Annotated in this window: 16 protein-coding genes and 1 pseudogene; 10 read left to right on the top strand and 7 right to left on the bottom strand. The window is 40.3% G+C overall.

Annotated features, from left to right (window positions below; all coding sequences use genetic code 11):
* The first annotated feature begins 25 nt into the window (after positions 1–25).
* From AC1F2U_RS31590 to AC1F2U_RS31560, 7 genes are all read left to right on the top strand, one after another.
* Positions 26–277: a hypothetical protein gene (locus AC1F2U_RS31590; protein WP_480264706.1), complete on the top strand. Its 252-nt coding sequence runs from the start codon at positions 26–28 to the stop codon at positions 275–277.
* Positions 278–1120: 843 nt separating this feature from the next.
* On the top strand, positions 1121–1759 hold the full coding sequence (locus AC1F2U_RS31585) for a hypothetical protein (RefSeq protein ID WP_480264705.1): 639 nt from the start codon (positions 1121–1123) through the stop codon (positions 1757–1759).
* A gap of 99 nt (positions 1760–1858) precedes the next feature.
* Entirely contained in the window at positions 1859–3220 is a 1362-nt protein-coding gene (locus AC1F2U_RS31580) for an HlyD family secretion protein (RefSeq protein WP_480264704.1), read from the top strand.
* Positions 3220–5229 (top strand): ATP-binding cassette domain-containing protein, encoded by a 2010-nt coding sequence (locus AC1F2U_RS31575; protein ID WP_480264703.1) that lies wholly within the window; start codon positions 3220–3222, stop codon positions 5227–5229. The genes AC1F2U_RS31580 and AC1F2U_RS31575 overlap by 1 nt, the downstream gene beginning before the upstream one ends.
* 24 nt (positions 5230–5253) lie before the next feature.
* The gene (locus AC1F2U_RS31570) at positions 5254–6360 is read left to right on the top strand and encodes an ABC transporter permease (RefSeq protein ID WP_480264701.1); all 1107 of its coding nucleotides are present in this window, start codon (positions 5254–5256) and stop codon (positions 6358–6360) included.
* Positions 6361–6397: 37 nt separating this feature from the next.
* Positions 6398–7516: an ABC transporter permease gene (locus AC1F2U_RS31565; RefSeq protein WP_480264699.1), complete on the top strand. Its 1119-nt coding sequence runs from the start codon at positions 6398–6400 to the stop codon at positions 7514–7516.
* A gap of 152 nt (positions 7517–7668) precedes the next feature.
* Positions 7669–8193, top strand: a complete 525-nt coding sequence (locus tag AC1F2U_RS31560) for a GNAT family N-acetyltransferase (RefSeq protein WP_480264724.1) — start codon at positions 7669–7671, stop codon at positions 8191–8193.
* Here AC1F2U_RS31560 and AC1F2U_RS31555 read toward each other — a convergent pair.
* The 3 genes and pseudogenes from AC1F2U_RS31555 to AC1F2U_RS31545 all read right to left on the bottom strand — a co-directional run.
* Positions 8081–8497 (bottom strand): annotated as a pseudogene (locus tag AC1F2U_RS31555) (amidase family protein); the annotation flags it as partial. The gene AC1F2U_RS31560 and the pseudogene AC1F2U_RS31555 overlap by 113 nt on opposite strands.
* Positions 8498–8597: 100 nt before the next feature.
* On the bottom strand, positions 8598–8786 hold the full coding sequence (locus AC1F2U_RS31550; RefSeq protein WP_480264698.1) for a DUF4089 domain-containing protein: 189 nt from the start codon (positions 8784–8786) through the stop codon (positions 8598–8600).
* A 127-nt stretch (positions 8787–8913) separates the two neighbouring features.
* Positions 8914–11040 carry a hypothetical protein gene (locus tag AC1F2U_RS31545; protein ID WP_480264696.1) on the bottom strand — a complete coding sequence of 709 codons (2127 nt, stop codon included), beginning with the start codon at positions 11038–11040 and terminating at the stop codon, positions 8914–8916.
* Between the two features lie 824 nt (positions 11041–11864).
* On the opposite strand from AC1F2U_RS31545, the gene AC1F2U_RS31540 reads away from it, so the two are divergent.
* Entirely contained in the window at positions 11865–12341 is a 477-nt protein-coding gene (locus tag AC1F2U_RS31540; RefSeq protein ID WP_480264694.1) for a hypothetical protein, read from the top strand.
* A 341-nt stretch (positions 12342–12682) separates the two neighbouring features.
* Here the strand turns inward: AC1F2U_RS31540 and AC1F2U_RS31535 are convergent, their stop codons facing one another.
* The 3 genes from AC1F2U_RS31535 to AC1F2U_RS31525 all read right to left on the bottom strand — a co-directional run bounded on the left by AC1F2U_RS31535 (position 12683) and on the right by AC1F2U_RS31525 (position 15645).
* Complete coding sequence (locus AC1F2U_RS31535; protein ID WP_480264693.1) at positions 12683–13876, bottom strand: MFS transporter; 1194 nt, start codon at positions 13874–13876, stop codon at positions 12683–12685.
* A 63-nt stretch (positions 13877–13939) separates the two neighbouring features.
* Positions 13940–15262 (bottom strand): MATE family efflux transporter, encoded by a 1323-nt coding sequence (locus AC1F2U_RS31530; protein WP_480264692.1) that lies wholly within the window; start codon positions 15260–15262, stop codon positions 13940–13942.
* 257 nt (positions 15263–15519) lie between these two features.
* Entirely contained in the window at positions 15520–15645 is a 126-nt protein-coding gene (locus AC1F2U_RS31525; protein WP_480264691.1) for a hypothetical protein, read from the bottom strand.
* A gap of 47 nt (positions 15646–15692) precedes the next feature.
* Between AC1F2U_RS31525 and AC1F2U_RS31520 the strand changes: the two genes are divergently transcribed.
* Positions 15693–16187, top strand: a complete 495-nt coding sequence (locus tag AC1F2U_RS31520; RefSeq protein WP_480264690.1) for a DUF6174 domain-containing protein — start codon at positions 15693–15695, stop codon at positions 16185–16187.
* Between the two features lie 211 nt (positions 16188–16398).
* Here AC1F2U_RS31520 and AC1F2U_RS31515 read toward each other — a convergent pair whose 3' ends face one another.
* Positions 16399–16854, bottom strand: a complete 456-nt coding sequence (locus AC1F2U_RS31515) for a DUF4288 domain-containing protein (protein WP_480264689.1) — start codon at positions 16852–16854, stop codon at positions 16399–16401.
* 389 nt (positions 16855–17243) lie between these two features.
* On the opposite strand from AC1F2U_RS31515, the gene AC1F2U_RS31510 reads away from it, so the two are divergent.
* The gene (locus tag AC1F2U_RS31510) at positions 17244–17609 is read left to right on the top strand and encodes a hypothetical protein (protein ID WP_480264688.1); all 366 of its coding nucleotides are present in this window, start codon (positions 17244–17246) and stop codon (positions 17607–17609) included.
* The last annotated feature ends 330 nt before the right edge of the window (positions 17610–17939 follow it).

Below are 17939 nucleotides of genomic sequence, written 5' to 3'. Positions count from 1 at the left end.
ACCAAGAAAACTCAAAGAGGAAATTATGGCTAATATCAAAATCGCTGAATTACAATCTAGCTTGCTTGAAGAAGTATCAGTTATAGATTTGGACGCTGTTCATGGGGGTGGAACTGGTGTTCAAATTACTGCAGCAACCTCAGCAACATTCATAGGTTTTACTAATGGTGGAAGGTCGGATGCCGGTGCAACCAGTCAAAGTGTCCTTCAAGGTACGGTACCAGCTTTCAGCTTACAGGTTGGATCAGCCACCTTCGGTTTTACTTCACCCACTTAGACAAATTAATGCTTTAGGCATTACCTAAAGCTGTATATTTAGGGCTGGAGTTAAAGTTTGACTCTAGCCCTTCATTTTTTAACGTCGTGCTTGTAATGTCGCTAATGGCGCGATGCAAATGCATATTCATTTCAGTCAAGGCTTTAAAATTTTATTTAGATGTGTTTTACTTATACCAATTCTTCATGAATACCCATAAAAAGAATCCTATTGCCTACGGTACCTCTTTGATGCTTTGGTGAGGTTGGGAGGGGTGAAAATAATGTGCAACTTCATAGAGAATTAGTATTAGTCTCACTCATATCTTGTATTATTTCATACTGACTATAAAAGTTACGTTTTTAAACTTAAAACTCAGAATTCAAGGTTAAATCAATGGTATTTAATCTATTTTTTCATGCTAGTTTAAACATTTAAATAAATTTTATATAGAGTTATTTAAAAATTAAAAATTGAAAATTAAAACTAATTATTTCTTTACAATATTTTAAATAGAGTGATGATAAAGTATAAAAAATTGCTTTTTCAATCAAGCAATCATTAGCTCATACCTAATATCTTAAAAGCTTCAGTTAATTAGCTGAACCTAATTAAGAATATATAGAAGTTAACTGTGTAATCTAAGAGGATGTTTGAAAAGTCAGGATTGATGGATCACATATTTTTTACCCCACTCTAACCCTCCCCTTATAAAGGGGAGGGAACCAGATTTTTCTTGTTTCCCCCCTTATAAAGGGGGGATTAAGGGTGGTAATAATGTAATTAAAATTACAGCAAACTATTTTTCAAACATCCTCTAAGTTTTCGTTCTCTAAAAATACTAGGAATTATAGGAATTAAATTATGGGGGCTATCTTATATCCACTCTATACGGTAGCTAATTTGGTATTAGCTATATGGAGCATAAGTTTATGGCAACACTCACACCATGCCAACATATTGTTGCTGCTGTTAGTGGTAGCTGGAATGACCTATGACAATCTTATTATTTCGCTGGGTCGCTTGATTAATGAAGGTAGTTTCTTAAAATTACTTAATCGTCTGCGCTTCTTATTACATGATTTATTGATTCCATTGTTAGTGGTAGTGGCTGTGAAACTAGCCAGTGCTGCTGGTGTGTTGTGGGCAAGTAAACCGATTTTGCTCTCTGGTTCCTGGACGATTACATTTGGTTTGATTGGATTGGCATTGGTGACTAATTTTAAGCACTTGGAACTAGCACCAATAACTTTTGCTGGCAGTTTGCGATATAAACCGAAAAAAAGTCAAGCGCCAATTTTGACAATTTTAATCGCTTTGTTAGTTGGCGTGGCAGGATTCTACATTTGGCGTGAAATCCAATGGCCTTGGATGTTTGTGGGAACAGTGGTAATGTTGTTTGGTAATGCTTTACCTACAAAGATTTTTGGCTCTTTAGTTGGTTCGGCAGTTGATTTTGTGTTTATCTTAGCTCTGTTCACAACACAGATCGTGTTGTTTTAGTTAGGGATAATTTCGCGCCTCTATGGGGTATAAACTTTCGTTTAAGGCTTGCGGCAAGATGGGAATCCAATCCATAAATTAGTAATCAAGGGTAATAGCATGGCTCAGACTGTCTCTAAATACACAGAAAGTCTTCCTGCTCCAGTAGAACCAGCAAAGCAGCATCGCACCAAAACGGTTCCTTTGTTGTTGGCAACGGTGACGATCGCAGGTATTGGTTATCTATTTTGGAGCTTACAGCCGCAACCGAGAGCAGACATACTCAAAGTAAGTGGACGCATTGAAGGTTATGAAACTGAAATTGGCGTCAAGCATTCGGGGCGAATTGAGTCGATCGCAGTACGCGAAGGGGCTGCGGTTAAAAAGGGTGAGAAGTTAATTAAATTAGATAACAGCAATGACCAACTGCTGCAAGGACAACTGCAATCTGCAAACGCACAGGTTGCGTCTGCTCAATCTGACGAACAACAGGCTCGTTCAGATGTAGAGCGAGTACAAGGCCAAATAGAAGAAGTCAACAGCCAAATCCTTGAAGCACAACTTAACTTACAGCAGTCGCGAGGTGATACGGTAGGTCAAGTTAATCAAGCACGAGCTAACACTGCGGCAGCTAAGGCGCAAGTGGTACAAGCGCAGGCGGTACTTAAACAGGCAGCAGCGGAAGTCAAGCTAGCTAAAATAAATCGCGATCGCTATGTTAAATTGCTGAATGATGGAGCAGTTACCCAACAGCAATTTGACCAAACACAAACTACCTTCGACACTGCGATCGCCACTTTACAGGCACGACAAGCAGCAGTCAATGCGGCTTCTGAGCAGTTAAGTGCTACCCAAGCGGCGCTCACCCAAGCCCAATCAACCGGTTTCAATCCCGGTATTAGGAACGCCCAGTTAGAAGCTTTAAGAAGAAAGCGCGCTCAAACATCTGCTCAAATGAAATCTGCTTGGGCGCAAGTAAAATCTGCTCAGGCAAAGGTGAAAGTTGCGTTGGCATCAAAACAACAACTCATTACCCAAATTCAAGATTCCAATAAAGACTTAAATGTTGTCAGTCCTCTAAACGGTGTTGTAACTGCCCGCAGTGTCGAACCCGGTGCAGTGGTGGATAGTCAAACGAAAATTCTGACGGTGATCGATCCCTATACCATTTATTTGAGGGGTTTTATCCCGGAAGGGGATATTGGCAAAGTGCGCCAAGGACAAGTAGCGAAAATCTTATTAGATTCTGCGCCTAATAAACCCCTTAAAGGTAAAATAATTGCCATCGATCCCCAAGCCTCGTTTACACCTGAGAATATCTATTTTCAAAAGGATCGGGTCAGGCAAGTTGTCGGTATTCGCATAAGTGTTGAAAACCCTGCCAGCTGCTTTAACCCCAAACAACCCTACACTGGTGCAGATTTACCCTGTGCCAAGATTGGGATGCCAGCTGATGCAGAGATTCTATTGAAGGGTGAATAATGGATCGCAAAGTCACAAGTAGCACTCAAGTTTTACCTCAAACCCCAAGTCTTGCAACTCAAAGCATTTACATTCGAGGCTTGCACAAGCACTATGGTCGTTTAGCCGCAGTGCGGGGGATTGATTTGACAGTGCAACAGGGTGAGATGTTTGGGCTGATTGGCCCTGATGGTGCAGGGAAAACCACAACCTTTCATATTCTCGGTGGCGTGATGGAACCCACCGCCGGAGAAGTGCAGATATTTGGTCAGGTTGCAAGGGATGCTCGTTCAATAACGGGGTATTTGACGCAGCAGTTTTCTCTGTATTTGGATCTCAACATTAATGAAAATTTACGTTATGCAGCTGGCTTGCGACAAGTGCCAAATGATTTGTTTTGGACGCGTCGCGATCGCTTACTAGGCTTGATGAACTTAGAGCAGTTTGCAAAGAGGCAGGCTGGACAACTCTCAGGCGGTATGAAACAAAAACTAGCACTTTGCTGTGTTTTAATTTCACAGCCCCAAGTCTTGTTACTGGATGAACCGACCACAGGTGTTGACCCGGTTTCACGGCGAGAGTTCTGGGATGTGCTAGCGCAACTATCGGCGGAAGGTATGACCATTGTCGTTGCTACACCTTACTTAGATGAAGCAGAACGGTGCGATCGCGTAGCTTTGATGTATGAAGGTCAAATTCAAAAAATTGGTACTCCTGCTGCTTTACGCTCCAGTTTAGCTTTACATCGCCTAGAAGTTCATACCTCAAATCTGCAATTAAGCGAGCAAGTATTATTAGATACAGCAGAAGCAAACATTGTAGATGTGCAAACATTTGGCGATCGCCTTGATGTCCTTGTCAAGGATATGACTTTAGGTCGTAGACAGGTGCAAGAGCTGCTGCAACAGCAAGAATTATCATCCTTTAGTATTGAGTCTAATAGCCCCACATTAGAAAACGTCTTCGTTACCCATTTACGGCAACAGGGGTTAGCAACGCAATTTCTTCCATTTCCGAGAGCTAAGGCAACAAACCAGCAATGGAAATTGGAGAACTACAGGTTAACCGTAACAGCAGGCGATAGAGAAATTAATCCTAGTTCCTCATCCATTGCCATATACGCTCACAACCTCAACCGCTTTTTTGGCAATTTTCAAGCAGTCAAAAGCGTCAACCTTGAGGTGCGCCACGGCGAAATATTCGGACTCTTAGGTGCCAATGGCTCTGGGAAAACCACCACAATTAAAATGTTGTGTGGATTGCTGAAAGCCAGTGGTGGTGTCATTTCTCTTGGGGGCGAAACAAGCAACCTCCGTAGTACTGAATTGCGGCGGCGTATTGGCTACATGAGCCAGAAATTCACCCTTTACGATGACCTAACGATTTTGGAAAATCTGGAGTTTTATTGCGGTGTTTATGGTGTACCCCGCAAACTACGCCAGGAGAAAATTGATTGGGTGATTGCCATCTGTGGGTTAGAAGGACGGGAAAAGATGCTTACCGGACAGCTACCGGGTGGTTGGAAGCAGCGAGTTGCTTTTGGTGCTTCGGTAATGCACGAACCAGATATTCTATTCCTTGATGAGCCAACATCAGGGGTCGATCCGCTTGCACGCCGCCAGTTTTGGAAGCTGATTAATGACTTTGCCCGCAACGGGACAGCTATTTTAGTAACCACGCACTACCTTGAAGAAGCTGAACAGTGTAATCGCATGAGTTTTATGGTTGCGGGAGAAACCGTCATTTCTGGTTCTTCCAGTTCGATTAAAGCCAGTCAACCAGGAAAACTTATGGAGGTGATCGTCAACCAAAACCAAGCTGCTGCCGATTTACTCAAACAACACCTCGATCCTTGGCGTGTCTCCATCTTTGCCGATAGTTTACACATTGTCCTTGACGACCCCGATCGAGAACTTCCTCGACTATTAAAGCTGATAGAATCTGCTCAAATCACCATTTCCCGCGTCCGCCCCATTTCTTTTTCCCTAGAAGACGCTTTCATCGGTATAGTACAGCGATCGCAACACTAGAATTTTTTTATATTTTTTATATTTATGAAACGGATTTTTGCTCAGTTTACCAAAGAACTAGTACAGTTTCAGCGCGATCGTCTGACATTAGGGTTGGCATTTATACTGCCATTTATGACGTTACTTATTTTTGGGTTCGCAATCCGGTTAGAAAGTAAAAATATTCCCTTAATCGTGCAAGATTTTAACCGCACAAACATTAGCAATAGCTATATTGAGCGACTATACGCCACCAATCAGTTTATGCCCACCCAATGGTCGGGAAACGACCCGGTGCGGGATGCGATCGACCGTGGCATTGCCAAGGCAGCAGTCATTATCCCTCCTCAATTTAGTCGAGATGTGCAAGCTGGTAGAAATACTACGGTGCAAGTGCTGATTGATGGTACGGATGCCAATAATGCTCGTGTCATAAAAAACAGCATTCAAAGAGTGACGAGTTTTTTTATGCAGGAGCAAGGACTGATAACATTTAATAACAGCGTCACACCTAGAATTCGTTTATGGTTTAACCCCGGTCGGTTAGAGTCCCTGTATATTGTACCGGGAGTCTATGCCGTGGTTTTATGGATTTTTCCGTCTTTACTGACAGCAATCTCAATGGTGAGAGAAAAGGAGAAAGGCACTATCTTACAACTTTACGCTTCTAGTATCAGTGCAACTGAACTGTTACTTGGTAAAGGACTGGCTTACCTACTGATAGCTATCCTTCAAGCATTCATAGTCATGGGTCTAGGTTCGCTAATTTTCCAGGTTAGCTTAGTAGGCGATTCTATCACCTTGTTAATAGGAACTCTCCTTTTTCTTACAGACAGTGTTTTGTTTGGTTTGCTATTTGGGGTACGAAGCAGTAACCAAAATGCTGCTGTACAAAGTGTCTCTGTGATCGGTTTTGTTACCTCTCTATTACTGTCTGGTTTTATTTATCCTATTAGCAACATTCCCTTTCCCCTGTCACTTATGCCTAACATAGTTCCCGCCCGCTATTTTATAGATATTACTCGTGATGCATTTGTCAGGGGTACTGGATGGGCAGGAGTTTGGTTTGATATAGTCGTACTGATTGTTTTCGGATTGGTATTTTTTGATATAACCCGTCGTGCTTTAGGTAGAATGCAATTACCTTATTAAATTGTATTATTCTTAGCTGTTGCAGCTACTAAGCAATATGTTTTTCTCACGCCTATTTAATAGCTCCTTTTGGGCATTACTTCGCAAAGAAATCAATCAAATTTTGCGAGATAAGCAGTTAATTATTCTGCTAATTATACCACCAACGATGCAATTATTACTTTATGGATTTGCACTTAATCCCGATGTACATAATTTGAAATTGGGTGTTATTGATTATGCGAATGTAGGTGCTAGTCGGGAATTGGTTCAGGCAATGACCTCTAATAGCATTTTTACCATCGAATCTGTACCAACAACTGAGAAAGATTTGAGCCGTCAAGTAGAAGAAGGCAAACTCAATCTAGGGGTGATTATTCCACCAGAATTTCCTAGAAAGCTGGCAACAAAAGAAGCTGAGATTCAAGTATTCATTGATGGAGTAGATGCAAACGCCGCAGGCATTGCTAGTGGCTACATGACTCAGATTATTCAAAATTATAATCGTAACTTTGGGCAAACCCAGTTGAATTTTCCGGTATCACTCCAAGTGGTGTTTTTGTATAATCCGGGATTAATAAGTAGCTGGTATTTTGTGCCGGGAGTCATGGGTTTAGTGTTAACGCTTGTTGGAACACTAGTTTCATCAGTTGCTGTTGTGCGAGAGAAAGATAGCGGAACTTTGGAGCAATTACTTATGACACCAGCCGCAAACTGGGAAATTGTGGCAAGCAAAATTTTGCCTTTAGCGTTTTTGCTCATGGGAGATATTCTGCTAGCTTTGACTTTAGGACAATTGGTCTTTGGCTTACCGTTGCGTGGAAATTTTCTACTATTTTTTGGGCTATCAATTATTTATTTGCTGGTTGGGATCAGTATAGGTATTCTGTTGGCGATGTTTTCCAGTTCGCAACAACAGGTGGTATTGATGTCATTTTTTGTCAATATGCCGATATTGCAGACTTCTGGGGTGCTTGCCCCTATCGAGGCCATGCCCCCCTTTTTTCAAGTTCTATCTCTACTAAATCCCTTACGTCATTACATTGCCATTGTTCGAGGGATTTTACTTAAAGGGGTTGGTTTAGAAGTGTTATGGATGCATATTCTGGCATTGCTTAGTATTGCTGTTGTGTTATTAACTATTAGTCTTAGCAAGTTTCGCAATCAATTAAGTTAGAGGATGTCTGATACTAAGTCTTTTTGGGGGTCTAATCAGGATAAGTGGTGCGTGAAAACAAAACAATTATTTTCAATGATGGCTAAAACTTAAACTGAAGTCCACCGTGCAAATGTACTAAACAACCATTAAATTCTTGCTACGTAATCAATATGAATATTCGTTGTGAAACTCTGTCAGACTACACAGCAATAGCTGAGGTGAATACATTAGCCTTTGGGCAAGAAAACGAAGCTAAACTTGTAGAGAATATTCGCAATTCTGACCGTTATATTTCCGAACTTTCTCTAGTTGCAGAGGTTGAAAATGTTGTAGTCGGTCATATTTTATTCAGCTACATTGACCTAGTGGGTGAAGAAACACTCCAGGTACTTGGTTTAGCGCCTTTGGCAGTTCGTCCACAGTTTCAAAAACAAGGAATTGGCAGCGCACTAATAAAAGCAGGGTTAAAAATAGCAGAAGCAAAGAAAGAAGCCTTAGTAATTGTACTTGGTCATCCCCACTTCTATACTCGCTTTGGTTTTCAGCCTTCTGTTGTTTATGAAATCGAGTCTCCTTTTCCACGTAATGGGAGTTTTCTGTTACAAACCCATAAGCGTACTCATCCATATTCAAAGCACCAAGCAGAACAGCCCCCGCTTGCTTCAACTTCGCTACTGCGGTTGCATCTTGAGTAGCTTCTGGGTTTTCTGCATTGATTTTCGATCCAGCCAAAGTCGTAAAACCAGCAATATCGAAGAGATTTTTCACCGCAAAAGGCACACCAGCAAGCACTCCAGGATGATTACCTTGGGCAATTTCCCTGTCAATCAGTGCTGCATCTGTTAAAGCTGTCTCAGCAGTTATAGTCGTAAAACAGTTGAATAGATGATTTCGCGTTGCTATTCGTGCTAACGCAGCTTTGGTAACTTCCACAGCGCTAGTTTTACCTTCGCGTACAGCAGTTGATATTGTTATGGCATCGGCTGAATCAAAATTCATGCTGAAATATTAAGAGATAGCGCGTTTAGCTTTTTGAGTAATAGCAGTCAGCAATAGTTTTTGCTTCACTAAAACATCAACATAGCTATTCTTGAAGCAATTACGGTTCAAAAACTGCTGCAACTTCAATTTCCTCTGGTAAAGGGAAAGAATTTACAAGATTAGCGATCGCCCTAATTCTCTCAAAATTTACCACCACACCATCACGATACTCATCTCCAATCTCTAAATCCAACAACAACCCCATCAGATCGACATACTCTCCCACATCAAACTCTTCTCTTCTCATTTCTCTTCCTTTGCGGTAGCCTGCGGAAGCCAAAGCCTCTACGTTATCTTAAACTTATAACTTCTTGCGACAACAGCGATACCCAGGTAATGACATACAATTCTGTAGGGAATGCAACGTCTCTAGATTAATTTGGTTTTCCATAGTAGATTCCTTTGCCGTCGGTGCCAATGAAGACTAGCCCAAATTGCTGTCTGCTAGCTTCCATCACGTTCGGGACATTGCCGATGGGATATAAAGGATTAGAGATGTTTGTCCATGTTTGCCCTCGATCCAAAGAACGGAAAATTCCTTTTCCCATACCAATGACTCTGCCATATAAATATAGTGCTGGAATTTTACTTCCTGTTTGTGGCTTGCCAAAAGCAAATAAATTAGCTTTCTCCACATTAGCTATTTTGGCAAACTTCGCACCACCGTCTGTTGAACGATAAAGCCCATTAGAATCGAGACTTATCCAAACTTCGTTACTCACCCCCGGAACTGTTTTAAGCATAGACCAATTTTCGCTAGGAAGTGTTGAGTTGATAACACTGAAGTATGCAGCTCCATCCTTACTGCGGTAGACTTTGCCATCGCTATAGTAGTAAAAAATATTGCCATTTACTTTGTCTGATGCCAATGGTTGACCCCAATACCACGGCCCTTTAGAACCGTTGGGTAAACCTAATACTCCACTCCAAGAAACTCCACCGTTAGTTGTACGTATAGGTTGTTTCTCGCTGGCGATCGCTACAAACAAACTTGGATTAGTTGCAGACATAGCTACCCGTAGTGGCATAGTATTCTGCGGAAAGGAGGAAAAGTTTTTCCAGGTATGTCCGCCATCTGTGGAAGTTGCTCCTGTAAAGGTATTGAACCCTCGATGTCCGCCAACGCGTACCATGCGCAAGGGATCTTTTTCACTGTAGGCAATGCTGTATGTTTCTTGATACCAAGGGCCGTTACTACCACCCAATTGAGTAGATGGGTAAGTATCTAATTTCTGGCCATGGTTAAAGCCTTCTACATCAGCTACACCGCTTAACAATAGTGAGCCTTTTGGAGGTGAGATGAGTTCAAAAGCAACTGTTTCCTCATGTCCTTTTTCATAGTTAGACCACATAGGCTTGTTAGCATTGATATTGTCTGCCTGCCAGGTTCCGAACCAGTCTGTTAACCAAACTTTGCCAGCAATATTTGGGTCAAATTCAATCGCTGAGGCCGCAGAAGCAAAATACCAGTTTGGCCACCAAGGTACTTGAGGATTAAATGAATGGCTTTTCTGTTGCCATGTAGCGCCACCATCGGTAGATTGAAAGACTCTAGAGTAATTAGTACTTTCATGGTATTGGTCATAAGTAACTAAAACGTGATTAGAGTTTTTGGGATCTACAGAAAGCCCATTAAATGAAATAGTTTTGATGTTAGTCGGCGTAATATTGCTCCAAGCCCCATTTGCATATTTGCTAACTCCTGAAGTGTGCGTTACATACAGTACTCCATTGCTATTAAGCGCCATTCGATTTGCTTTTGATGGGCTTCCAGCTATTCTGCTCCAGGTAACACCTGTATCGGTAGACTTATATATTCCGTCTCCATAGGCATTTGCATAAACCAAGCCAGCATTCTTTTTGCTAAACAAAATTCCTGTAATACCAATGGATGCATTAGGTTTTCCAGAGAAAGAACTTACTTTGTTCCATGTTTGACCAGCATTCACCGACTTCCATAGCCCATCCAAACGCGAACCAAAGAAGATGATATTAGTATTAAATGGATTAACTCCCAGCCTTTCCCCCGTCCATCGCTTAGTTTCGTTGCCACCCATTGGCAAATCTATGTTCAGTTTGTTCCAGGTTTGACCTTTATTGGTCGATTTGAAGATTGTTCCTAAGCCAGCCCCAGTATATTTGCCTGCTGCGATATAGACAATATTTGGATTGCTAGGGTCAAGCGCTAATCCTTCTCCGCCATAGTAATTACTTTTATCAGACCCAAAGTGATCTATTAATGGAATCCATCTCTTCTCTAACGAATTCCAACGATAGAAGCCACCTATATCGGTTCTAATGTAGGCTAAATTCTTCTCTAAAGGATGCAGATAAATATTGGTAACATAGCCTCCTCCTCCTATAGAGACTTGATTCCATTGATACCCAGATGTACTGCTGCGACTAGGTTCAACGGTTGTAAGTGCTACAGTCGTAGCTAGAGCGAGTATAGAAAAGCGGATTATTTTCCTTAAAGGAATATGGAAAAAGCGAATGCTCATGTAGTCTCATTGGTAAAGGAATGAAGCAGAGATAATACTTAGTAAGTAAAACTAAGCAGTATAAAATTAAGTGAAAATGCGGTATGCATTCTCCCCTGAGTTGGAAGATGACGTAATGATTGCTAATAGCTGATTGTTGATATAAACGTTTTGGCAAAATAAAAATACTTTGTCAATATTTTTATGAATTTTATGTATAATTTGTTATAACTACTTATAATTTTCTGTAATTGAATACGAGGGGTTTTTTGGTTACTTAGAAGTATAAAAACATACAAAAATTTAATTTGTATTTACACCACAAGAATAAGTTTACTTGGTTGTTGCAGCACCGACATTGATTTGGGATGAAAATAAGCTAGACGACTTGCATAAAAATATTTAGAAGTTCACGTAAAGGCACAAAAAATTTAGGTGCGTTAGAAAATCTCACATTCCTCCAGCAATTTAATTAAGTATTTTTTGAAAGATGAAAATACCTCTAAAGTCAGAGATATATTCTGTGCTGGGGTAGAGGATTTTTTGATTCTACTTCAGTATCTTAGAGGTTGTTTGAAAAGTATTTCTCTGTGACTTTAGACACTTTTAGCTCCCCTCTAACCCCCTTTTTAATGGGGGAATCGGAATTAAAGCCCCCAATTTATCGGGGGGTTGGGAGGCTCGATAACGTTTTGCTACCGACGAAAAAACTTTTAAAACATCCTCTTAGTAAATAAACAAATTTTCTTGCTATTTACCTCAACTTAGTCTCTTTAGCTAGAAAGATAAATAATTTTAAAATGATATCTACAGCAGATAAATAGTCTAGAATAACAATAAAAAACATGGATAAAAAAAACAAACTTGAGAGTAATAACAATAATTTAAATCGGGATAAAAAAGAGGATGAAAGTAATATAAATTCATTATCTAAGGAACCCAAAGAGTTAACTAAAACAATTAATATAGATGGTCAGCGTCCAGTCGATCCAAGTAACTTTGAGATTAAGGAAACAATTGATATAGATGGTCAACGCCCAATTGTAAAAGATGAAAATCATAGCGATCGAACAATTGATATAGATGGTCAACGCCCGATCGCTAAAAGTAATTTTGAAGAACATGAGATCCTACCTGTAGATGGTAAGCGTCCAATTGATCCTAGTGATTTAGAGGTTGAGGAAATTCTTGATATAGATGGTCAACGTCCGATCGCCAAGAGTAACTTTCAAGTTCAGGATACTCTAGAGATAGATGGTAGCCGCCCAATAGTTTCAAATAACACTCCTGATTCGCAAATACCAACAGATTATGTAGACTAACATCACAACCGAATGGCACGCTTGAAAAGCTGAAAGCTCGTCTGGGCTATCTTGTTGGGGGTAGGGTGTTGGGTGTAGGGAAAAATCAAGAAAATTTTATATGAGTGGGGATAGAAATAAATTTTCTCCTCACTACACCCAACACCCGACACCCCACACCCAAAAGCCTGATATATAAGGGGTTTGCCGTTATCAAGCGTGCCATTCCATCACAACCTTTCTTGACACTGTAAAGTGGTGAAGTTAAAACAAGGAGACTCAGTAATCTACGTTGTTTGCATAGAGCAACGCTAAAGGTAAAATGTTAATGTTGAATCGCAGATGTTATAGCATTGCCTTAATTATTTATTATTTATGCTTGCCGTAGTGGTTTTGGGTCTGACTATAACAATAAATCCAAGCAAAGTAAAAACTAACATCTGCCAAGTCACCAAATTCCAGCCACCAAGATGCCAGCATAATAGACCAATGCTAGTACCTACAGCACCACCGATAAAATAGGCAGTCATGTAAACTGTATTGATGCGACTATTTGATTGAGCATCAAGAGTGTATATCCTTGCGACATTGGTGACTTGAATTGCCTGTACGCCTACATCTAGTAACAATACAGCAACAGCGATCGCCAGTGCTGAACTAGAAGCAATTTTAGCAATTACTAAACTTGCAATCACCAGAGATACAGAAATAGTTAAGGAGCGTTGGGAATTACCTCGATCGGCTAATTTACCAAAAATTGGTGCCATTAATGCACCTGCGATCGCCACAAAGCCATACATCCCAATTGTGTCAGATTGAAAATTAAAAGGCGCTCCGCTTAAATGGAAAGTCAACGTTGTCCAAAACGAGCAAAAGACACCAAACATTAATCCCCCAATTAAAGATGTTTCTCTCAATAATGAAAAACGTTTTAATTGTTGAAGCGTTGATTTTAATAAATCAAAATAACCACCACTATATTCATTATTTACATTAGGTAAGTAAATCTTTAGTAACACAGTAACAATTAAAATCATTACTCCTGAAAATCCATATACATAACGCCAACTAAAGGATTCAGCAATATATCCGCTAAAAACCCTTGCTCCTAAAACTCCAATCAATATACCAGTAAAAATACTACCTACAGTTTGACCTGTAGTTACTCTATCTATACTTGCTGCTAAGGGAAGAATAACCTGAGCGGAGACTGTTGTAATTCCAATTGCTACGCTCAATATCCAAACCTGGACGATATTTTGTGAAAACGTCATCGCTATCAACAAACAGAACAAACATAGAAGTAAGGAAAGAATTAATGTTTTTTTGTTGATTTTATCACCTAAAGGGATTAAAAAGAAAAGCCCAAAACCGTAACCAACTTGTGAAAGCACAGATATGCTACCCGCTTTACCTTCACTAACTTGAAAAGAAGATGCAATATCTTTGAGAATTGGCTGATTATAATAAACGTTAGCAACACACACACCAGATGCGATCGCCATAATCAGTACTTGAAATTTAGTTAATCCGTTACCTGAAATTTGTTTTTCCATTCAACCTAAGTCACTATAATTTAGTTGCTTGAGAACTTTTCCCTTTAGCTTCATCTGTGTTTATCAGTTATTAGTTTTCCTGGTGCTAAATCGCCAAGTTAGGATGATTGCAGCGATCGCTAAACCAATAGCCAATCCCCACCAAAGACCAATAGCTCCAGACCCCAACGAGATCCCAAAAGTATAACCAGCGAATAAGCCAACACACCAATAAGCAAAAATGCCAATCAACATCGGGATTCGAGTGTCTTTGAGTCCGCGTAATGCTCCTGCGGCAGTCACTTGCACGCCGTCAACTATTTGAAAAATTGCCGCGACTGCTAGCAATTTCACCGCGAGGGCAACTACATCTGCATTGTTCTGATTGTTGATGTCAATATAAAGAGAAATAATTGACTTTGGTATTAGCCAAAATGCAATGGCTACTACACTCATAGATAAAGCTGCAATGGCAATACCTACATATCCAGCTAGACGAGTGCCAACTAGGTCATTCTGTCCGGCTAACTGTCCAACACGAACTGTTGTCGCTAGAGAAATACCTAGTGCCATCTGGAATGACATCGAAATTGTTTGTAAAGCAATTTGATGGGCAGCCAGGGCATTGGTTCCCAATTGTCCGATCAACAAAGTCACAACAGTGAACAGTCCACCTTCGACCGTAATCAGACCCCCGATGGGCAATCCAACCTGAAAAATCTCGCCAACGATCCGGCGATTCTCTAGAGGAAAAGCTTTGTAAGACGAAGGTTGAAAAATACCGTAAACTGCAAAGCGAGGCTGATTACATATATAAACTGTCAAAGCAACAAACATACTCCAAAGTGAAAGCGTGCTTGCCCAACCGATACCAGCTAAACCCAGCGCCGGCAATCCCAGTTTGCCAAACATCAGCACATAGTTAGCTGTGATGTTGAGCAGAGTACCCAAAACCACTGTCACGATGATTAATTGCGGTTGCAACAGAGCAGAAAGAAAGCTTTTAAGTACTGCAAAGCCCAAACCAGGAATAAAACCCAGTGCGATCGCTCTTAAATAAATCTCTGCTAGTGCTACTGTGTTAGCATCCTGTCCTAGTAAAAGTAGTAAAGCACCTCCATTGTAAAGCAGCAATGTAATTGGTATTCCTAGCACCAGAGATATTCCTAGTCCAAGCCGGACAATTACGCCAACTTTTTCTCTATTTCCGGCTCCATAAGCTTGGGCAGCTAACGGACTGACAGCAGAAACGATACCAGTAAAAATCAACAGAGAAAAAGTAAAGATAACAGCTCCCAAACCTCCAGATGCAATGGTTTGACTTCCCAACCAGCCCATCATTACCGTATCGACAAAACCAGTTGCAGATTGAGCCAGTTGTGCCGCTGCCAAAGGTACGGCTAACATAAGACATTTTTTAACTTCAGAAAACATATACAACTGATAACCCGATGTGAAGAACAAAGGGTTTTTCCAAAATCTAAACCCTGTTCAGGAGAATTGCTCCTGGGAACTTGAATCTATCTTAATGGAGTCAAAGGATTCCCGTCACAGGTTAGCGCAGCGTTCCGCAGGAAAGATTTAACAGGAGATAAATTGCAACCAGGTAAAACTAACACGACACCTATCAAATGTTTGGTTGATTCTTTTTGTGGGATCAAGTTTTAGAATGTTCCTGTAGGCGATAGTTTATCCCCGGAACCAGCCTTTAAGCCGCGATCGCCAATGAAGCTGAAAATCCCCATACCAGCTTTGAGTGTCACAAATAATTTCAATGTTTTGGCAATCATCTTGAAGCTACGTTAAAGTGAGCAGTTGGAGTTAAGAATAAATTTATATGCGCTTACCAATTGCAATTAGTGCTGTTTTAGTGGCATCTTTAGGTTTTAGTGCACCTGTAATATCTCAACCTCCTCCTATACAGGTAGCCAAAACCCCCGCGCCTAGTAGTTTAACCTTAGAACAATTTAAGATTAATTACCGATTATGGAAACGGCAAAGAATCTCTAACTATCGCTATGAATTCACTAGAAGTTGCAATTGTTTACCTAAAGCCACAGAACCAGTGATTATTAAAGTGCGTAATCGAGTCACAAGTTCTATTACTTATAAAGCAACTCAAAAGCCAGCTGAGGCAGAATTGTTTGAAAGATATAATACAATTCCTAAACTCTTTAATATCATTAGGGATGCGCTCATTCGTAAAGCAGCAAACTTGACTGTACAATACGATCCAGTACTTGGTTATCCAACTCAAATTAACATTGATTATAATAGCCAGATCGCTGATGATGAAATATTTATTACAATTAGCAATCTGCAAAAAAACTAATTAACTATGGCTTCTTGAACACATTATAAAAGAAGCCGTATTTGGAAACAGGAGCAATTTCAGAGTTCGCCCCAGCACGAGCCTTGTACATACGGCATAGGTTCGAGTACCAAGGCTCTTTTGCTAACTACATTGATGACCCAAACAGCGTATTTATGACCTTAGCTCTATAAAGGTTTAGGATAGCGAATGCACTGTTGGGTTGAAGTGTTTAAAGTCTTTCAATAATACCATCGCCACTCATCATTTTTGCGACTTCATCCATAATTTCTTTACTGCTATAGTCCGGCTTAGATGGATCTATTGGTTTTAACGGACGAAAAATAGCTAGCTGAGATTTTGGAGTCAGCATTTGTTGTAACTCGCTTTCACATATACCAATTTTTTCTTCAAACATCAGTTCAGCACCATGTTCTAATTCATCATGAATCACATCAAGATGCCGTAAGCCTCTATAAGTAAAAGTTACGGTTTGATTTTTGGGGTTGAGATATGTGCTGTTCTCTTGATAACCAAGTTCTTCGGCTTTCTCAAAAGCCTCTTCTGGTGAAGAAGCACGTACAAGAACAATATTTACATGAACAACATTGTGTGGATTTCCTTCAACTTTACACTCGATCGCCAATTCAGCGATATACCACTCTGCATTCTTTGGAATGTATGCCATTGCTTATAAAACTCAAACTTTTTTTTTTACTAATAATGCTAAAGCAACTATAACAAGCGATTTGAAGAAGGCAGAAGGCAGGAGGCAGAGGGCAGAAGGTTCACCTCAGTTAGGGATTCAAACCCCTCCTGAATAGAAGCCACCAAATTAAAAATTTGGTGGGGATCTTAACCCCTGTTCCCTTTGGTCACGGCAGTAAACAGTGTTTCGACTACGCAACAACCGGGCAGTTTTCCTCCTGCCTCCTGCCTTCCTTGATCAAATCGGAGTCCTATAAATGTACTTTTAATTACATTTGCGTTCCTCAAGTTTGTGAATTTTGAACTATATAATTACTAAACTTAAGTATTAAATAAAATTATTACCAATAGTTTAGGAAAAGCAAAGACGTGAACCGTTTCAAAAAGCTATCTTCAATTGCGTTCCTGTTATTAGCCTTCATTTATCCACCTACTTTGGTTGAAGCCAAAGAGAACACTCTCAACAATGTTCTCAATGAGCAGAGTATTGACGCACAGACAAAATTAGTTGGAGAGCAAAGTGAAGAGTTTTTGTTAGCTCACAGACGAAATCGACGACGTTATCATAGACGGCAGCGAACTGGAAGATATTATTATCAACGCCAGCGGAATCGACGACATTATTATAGACGACGCTATCGCTCTATACGTTATCACGGACAACGATATCGTCATGGAGACTGGGAACTTGTGCGCGATCGGCATGGACGATTAATGTATGATTGGCAGCGTTAATAGTAAATTTGCGCTCAATTTTTCTAGACAATCTTTATGCGTAAATCCTAACGCAAACCCCAAAGACTTTACCCAGTTTTGAAGCGAGAATGGTTCTCCAATAATTCTAAGTATAAAAGATTATAAATAACTGTACCCCTATTGCACATATCTATCTTTAGGCATAGCAAAATTTCATTCTGATTTCATTTTTTTACGAAAAGCTATGAATAGGGTGAACGGTAAGACATTTCAGACATTTATATACCTTCATTAATGACAAGTGATTGCTAAAAATATGTTAGCCAGGGGTAAAATTCTCTGGTTGAGGCTTTCCCGTCAGTTGGTTCA

The sequence above is a fragment of the Nostoc sp. LEGE 12454 genome (genome assembly GCF_056620565.1).
This window is presented reverse-complemented; position numbering and strand designations above follow the sequence as displayed.

Excerpts from the sequence above, each read along its gene's own strand:
- AC1F2U_RS31590 (WP_480264706.1), top strand. The coding sequence starts at position 26 with ATGGCTAATATCAAAATCGCTGAATTACAATCTAGCTTGCTTGAAGAA.
- AC1F2U_RS31585 (WP_480264705.1), top strand. The coding sequence starts at position 1,121 with ATGGGGGCTATCTTATATCCACTCTATACGGTAGCTAATTTGGTATTA.
- AC1F2U_RS31580 (WP_480264704.1), top strand. The coding sequence starts at position 1,859 with ATGGCTCAGACTGTCTCTAAATACACAGAAAGTCTTCCTGCTCCAGTA.
- AC1F2U_RS31575 (WP_480264703.1), top strand. The coding sequence starts at position 3,220 with ATGGATCGCAAAGTCACAAGTAGCACTCAAGTTTTACCTCAAACCCCA.
- AC1F2U_RS31570 (WP_480264701.1), top strand. The coding sequence starts at position 5,254 with ATGAAACGGATTTTTGCTCAGTTTACCAAAGAACTAGTACAGTTTCAG.
- AC1F2U_RS31565 (WP_480264699.1), top strand. The coding sequence starts at position 6,398 with ATGTTTTTCTCACGCCTATTTAATAGCTCCTTTTGGGCATTACTTCGC.
- AC1F2U_RS31560 (WP_480264724.1), top strand. The coding sequence starts at position 7,669 with ATGAATATTCGTTGTGAAACTCTGTCAGACTACACAGCAATAGCTGAG.
- AC1F2U_RS31550 (WP_480264698.1), bottom strand. The coding sequence starts at position 8,786 with ATGAGAAGAGAAGAGTTTGATGTGGGAGAGTATGTCGATCTGATGGGG.
- AC1F2U_RS31545 (WP_480264696.1), bottom strand. The coding sequence starts at position 11,040 with ATGAGCATTCGCTTTTTCCATATTCCTTTAAGGAAAATAATCCGCTTT.
- AC1F2U_RS31540 (WP_480264694.1), top strand. The coding sequence starts at position 11,865 with ATGGATAAAAAAAACAAACTTGAGAGTAATAACAATAATTTAAATCGG.
- AC1F2U_RS31535 (WP_480264693.1), bottom strand. The coding sequence starts at position 13,876 with ATGGAAAAACAAATTTCAGGTAACGGATTAACTAAATTTCAAGTACTG.
- AC1F2U_RS31530 (WP_480264692.1), bottom strand. The coding sequence starts at position 15,262 with ATGTTAGCCGTACCTTTGGCAGCGGCACAACTGGCTCAATCTGCAACT.
- AC1F2U_RS31525 (WP_480264691.1), bottom strand. The coding sequence starts at position 15,645 with ATGATTGCCAAAACATTGAAATTATTTGTGACACTCAAAGCTGGTATG.
- AC1F2U_RS31520 (WP_480264690.1), top strand. The coding sequence starts at position 15,693 with ATGCGCTTACCAATTGCAATTAGTGCTGTTTTAGTGGCATCTTTAGGT.
- AC1F2U_RS31515 (WP_480264689.1), bottom strand. The coding sequence starts at position 16,854 with ATGGCATACATTCCAAAGAATGCAGAGTGGTATATCGCTGAATTGGCG.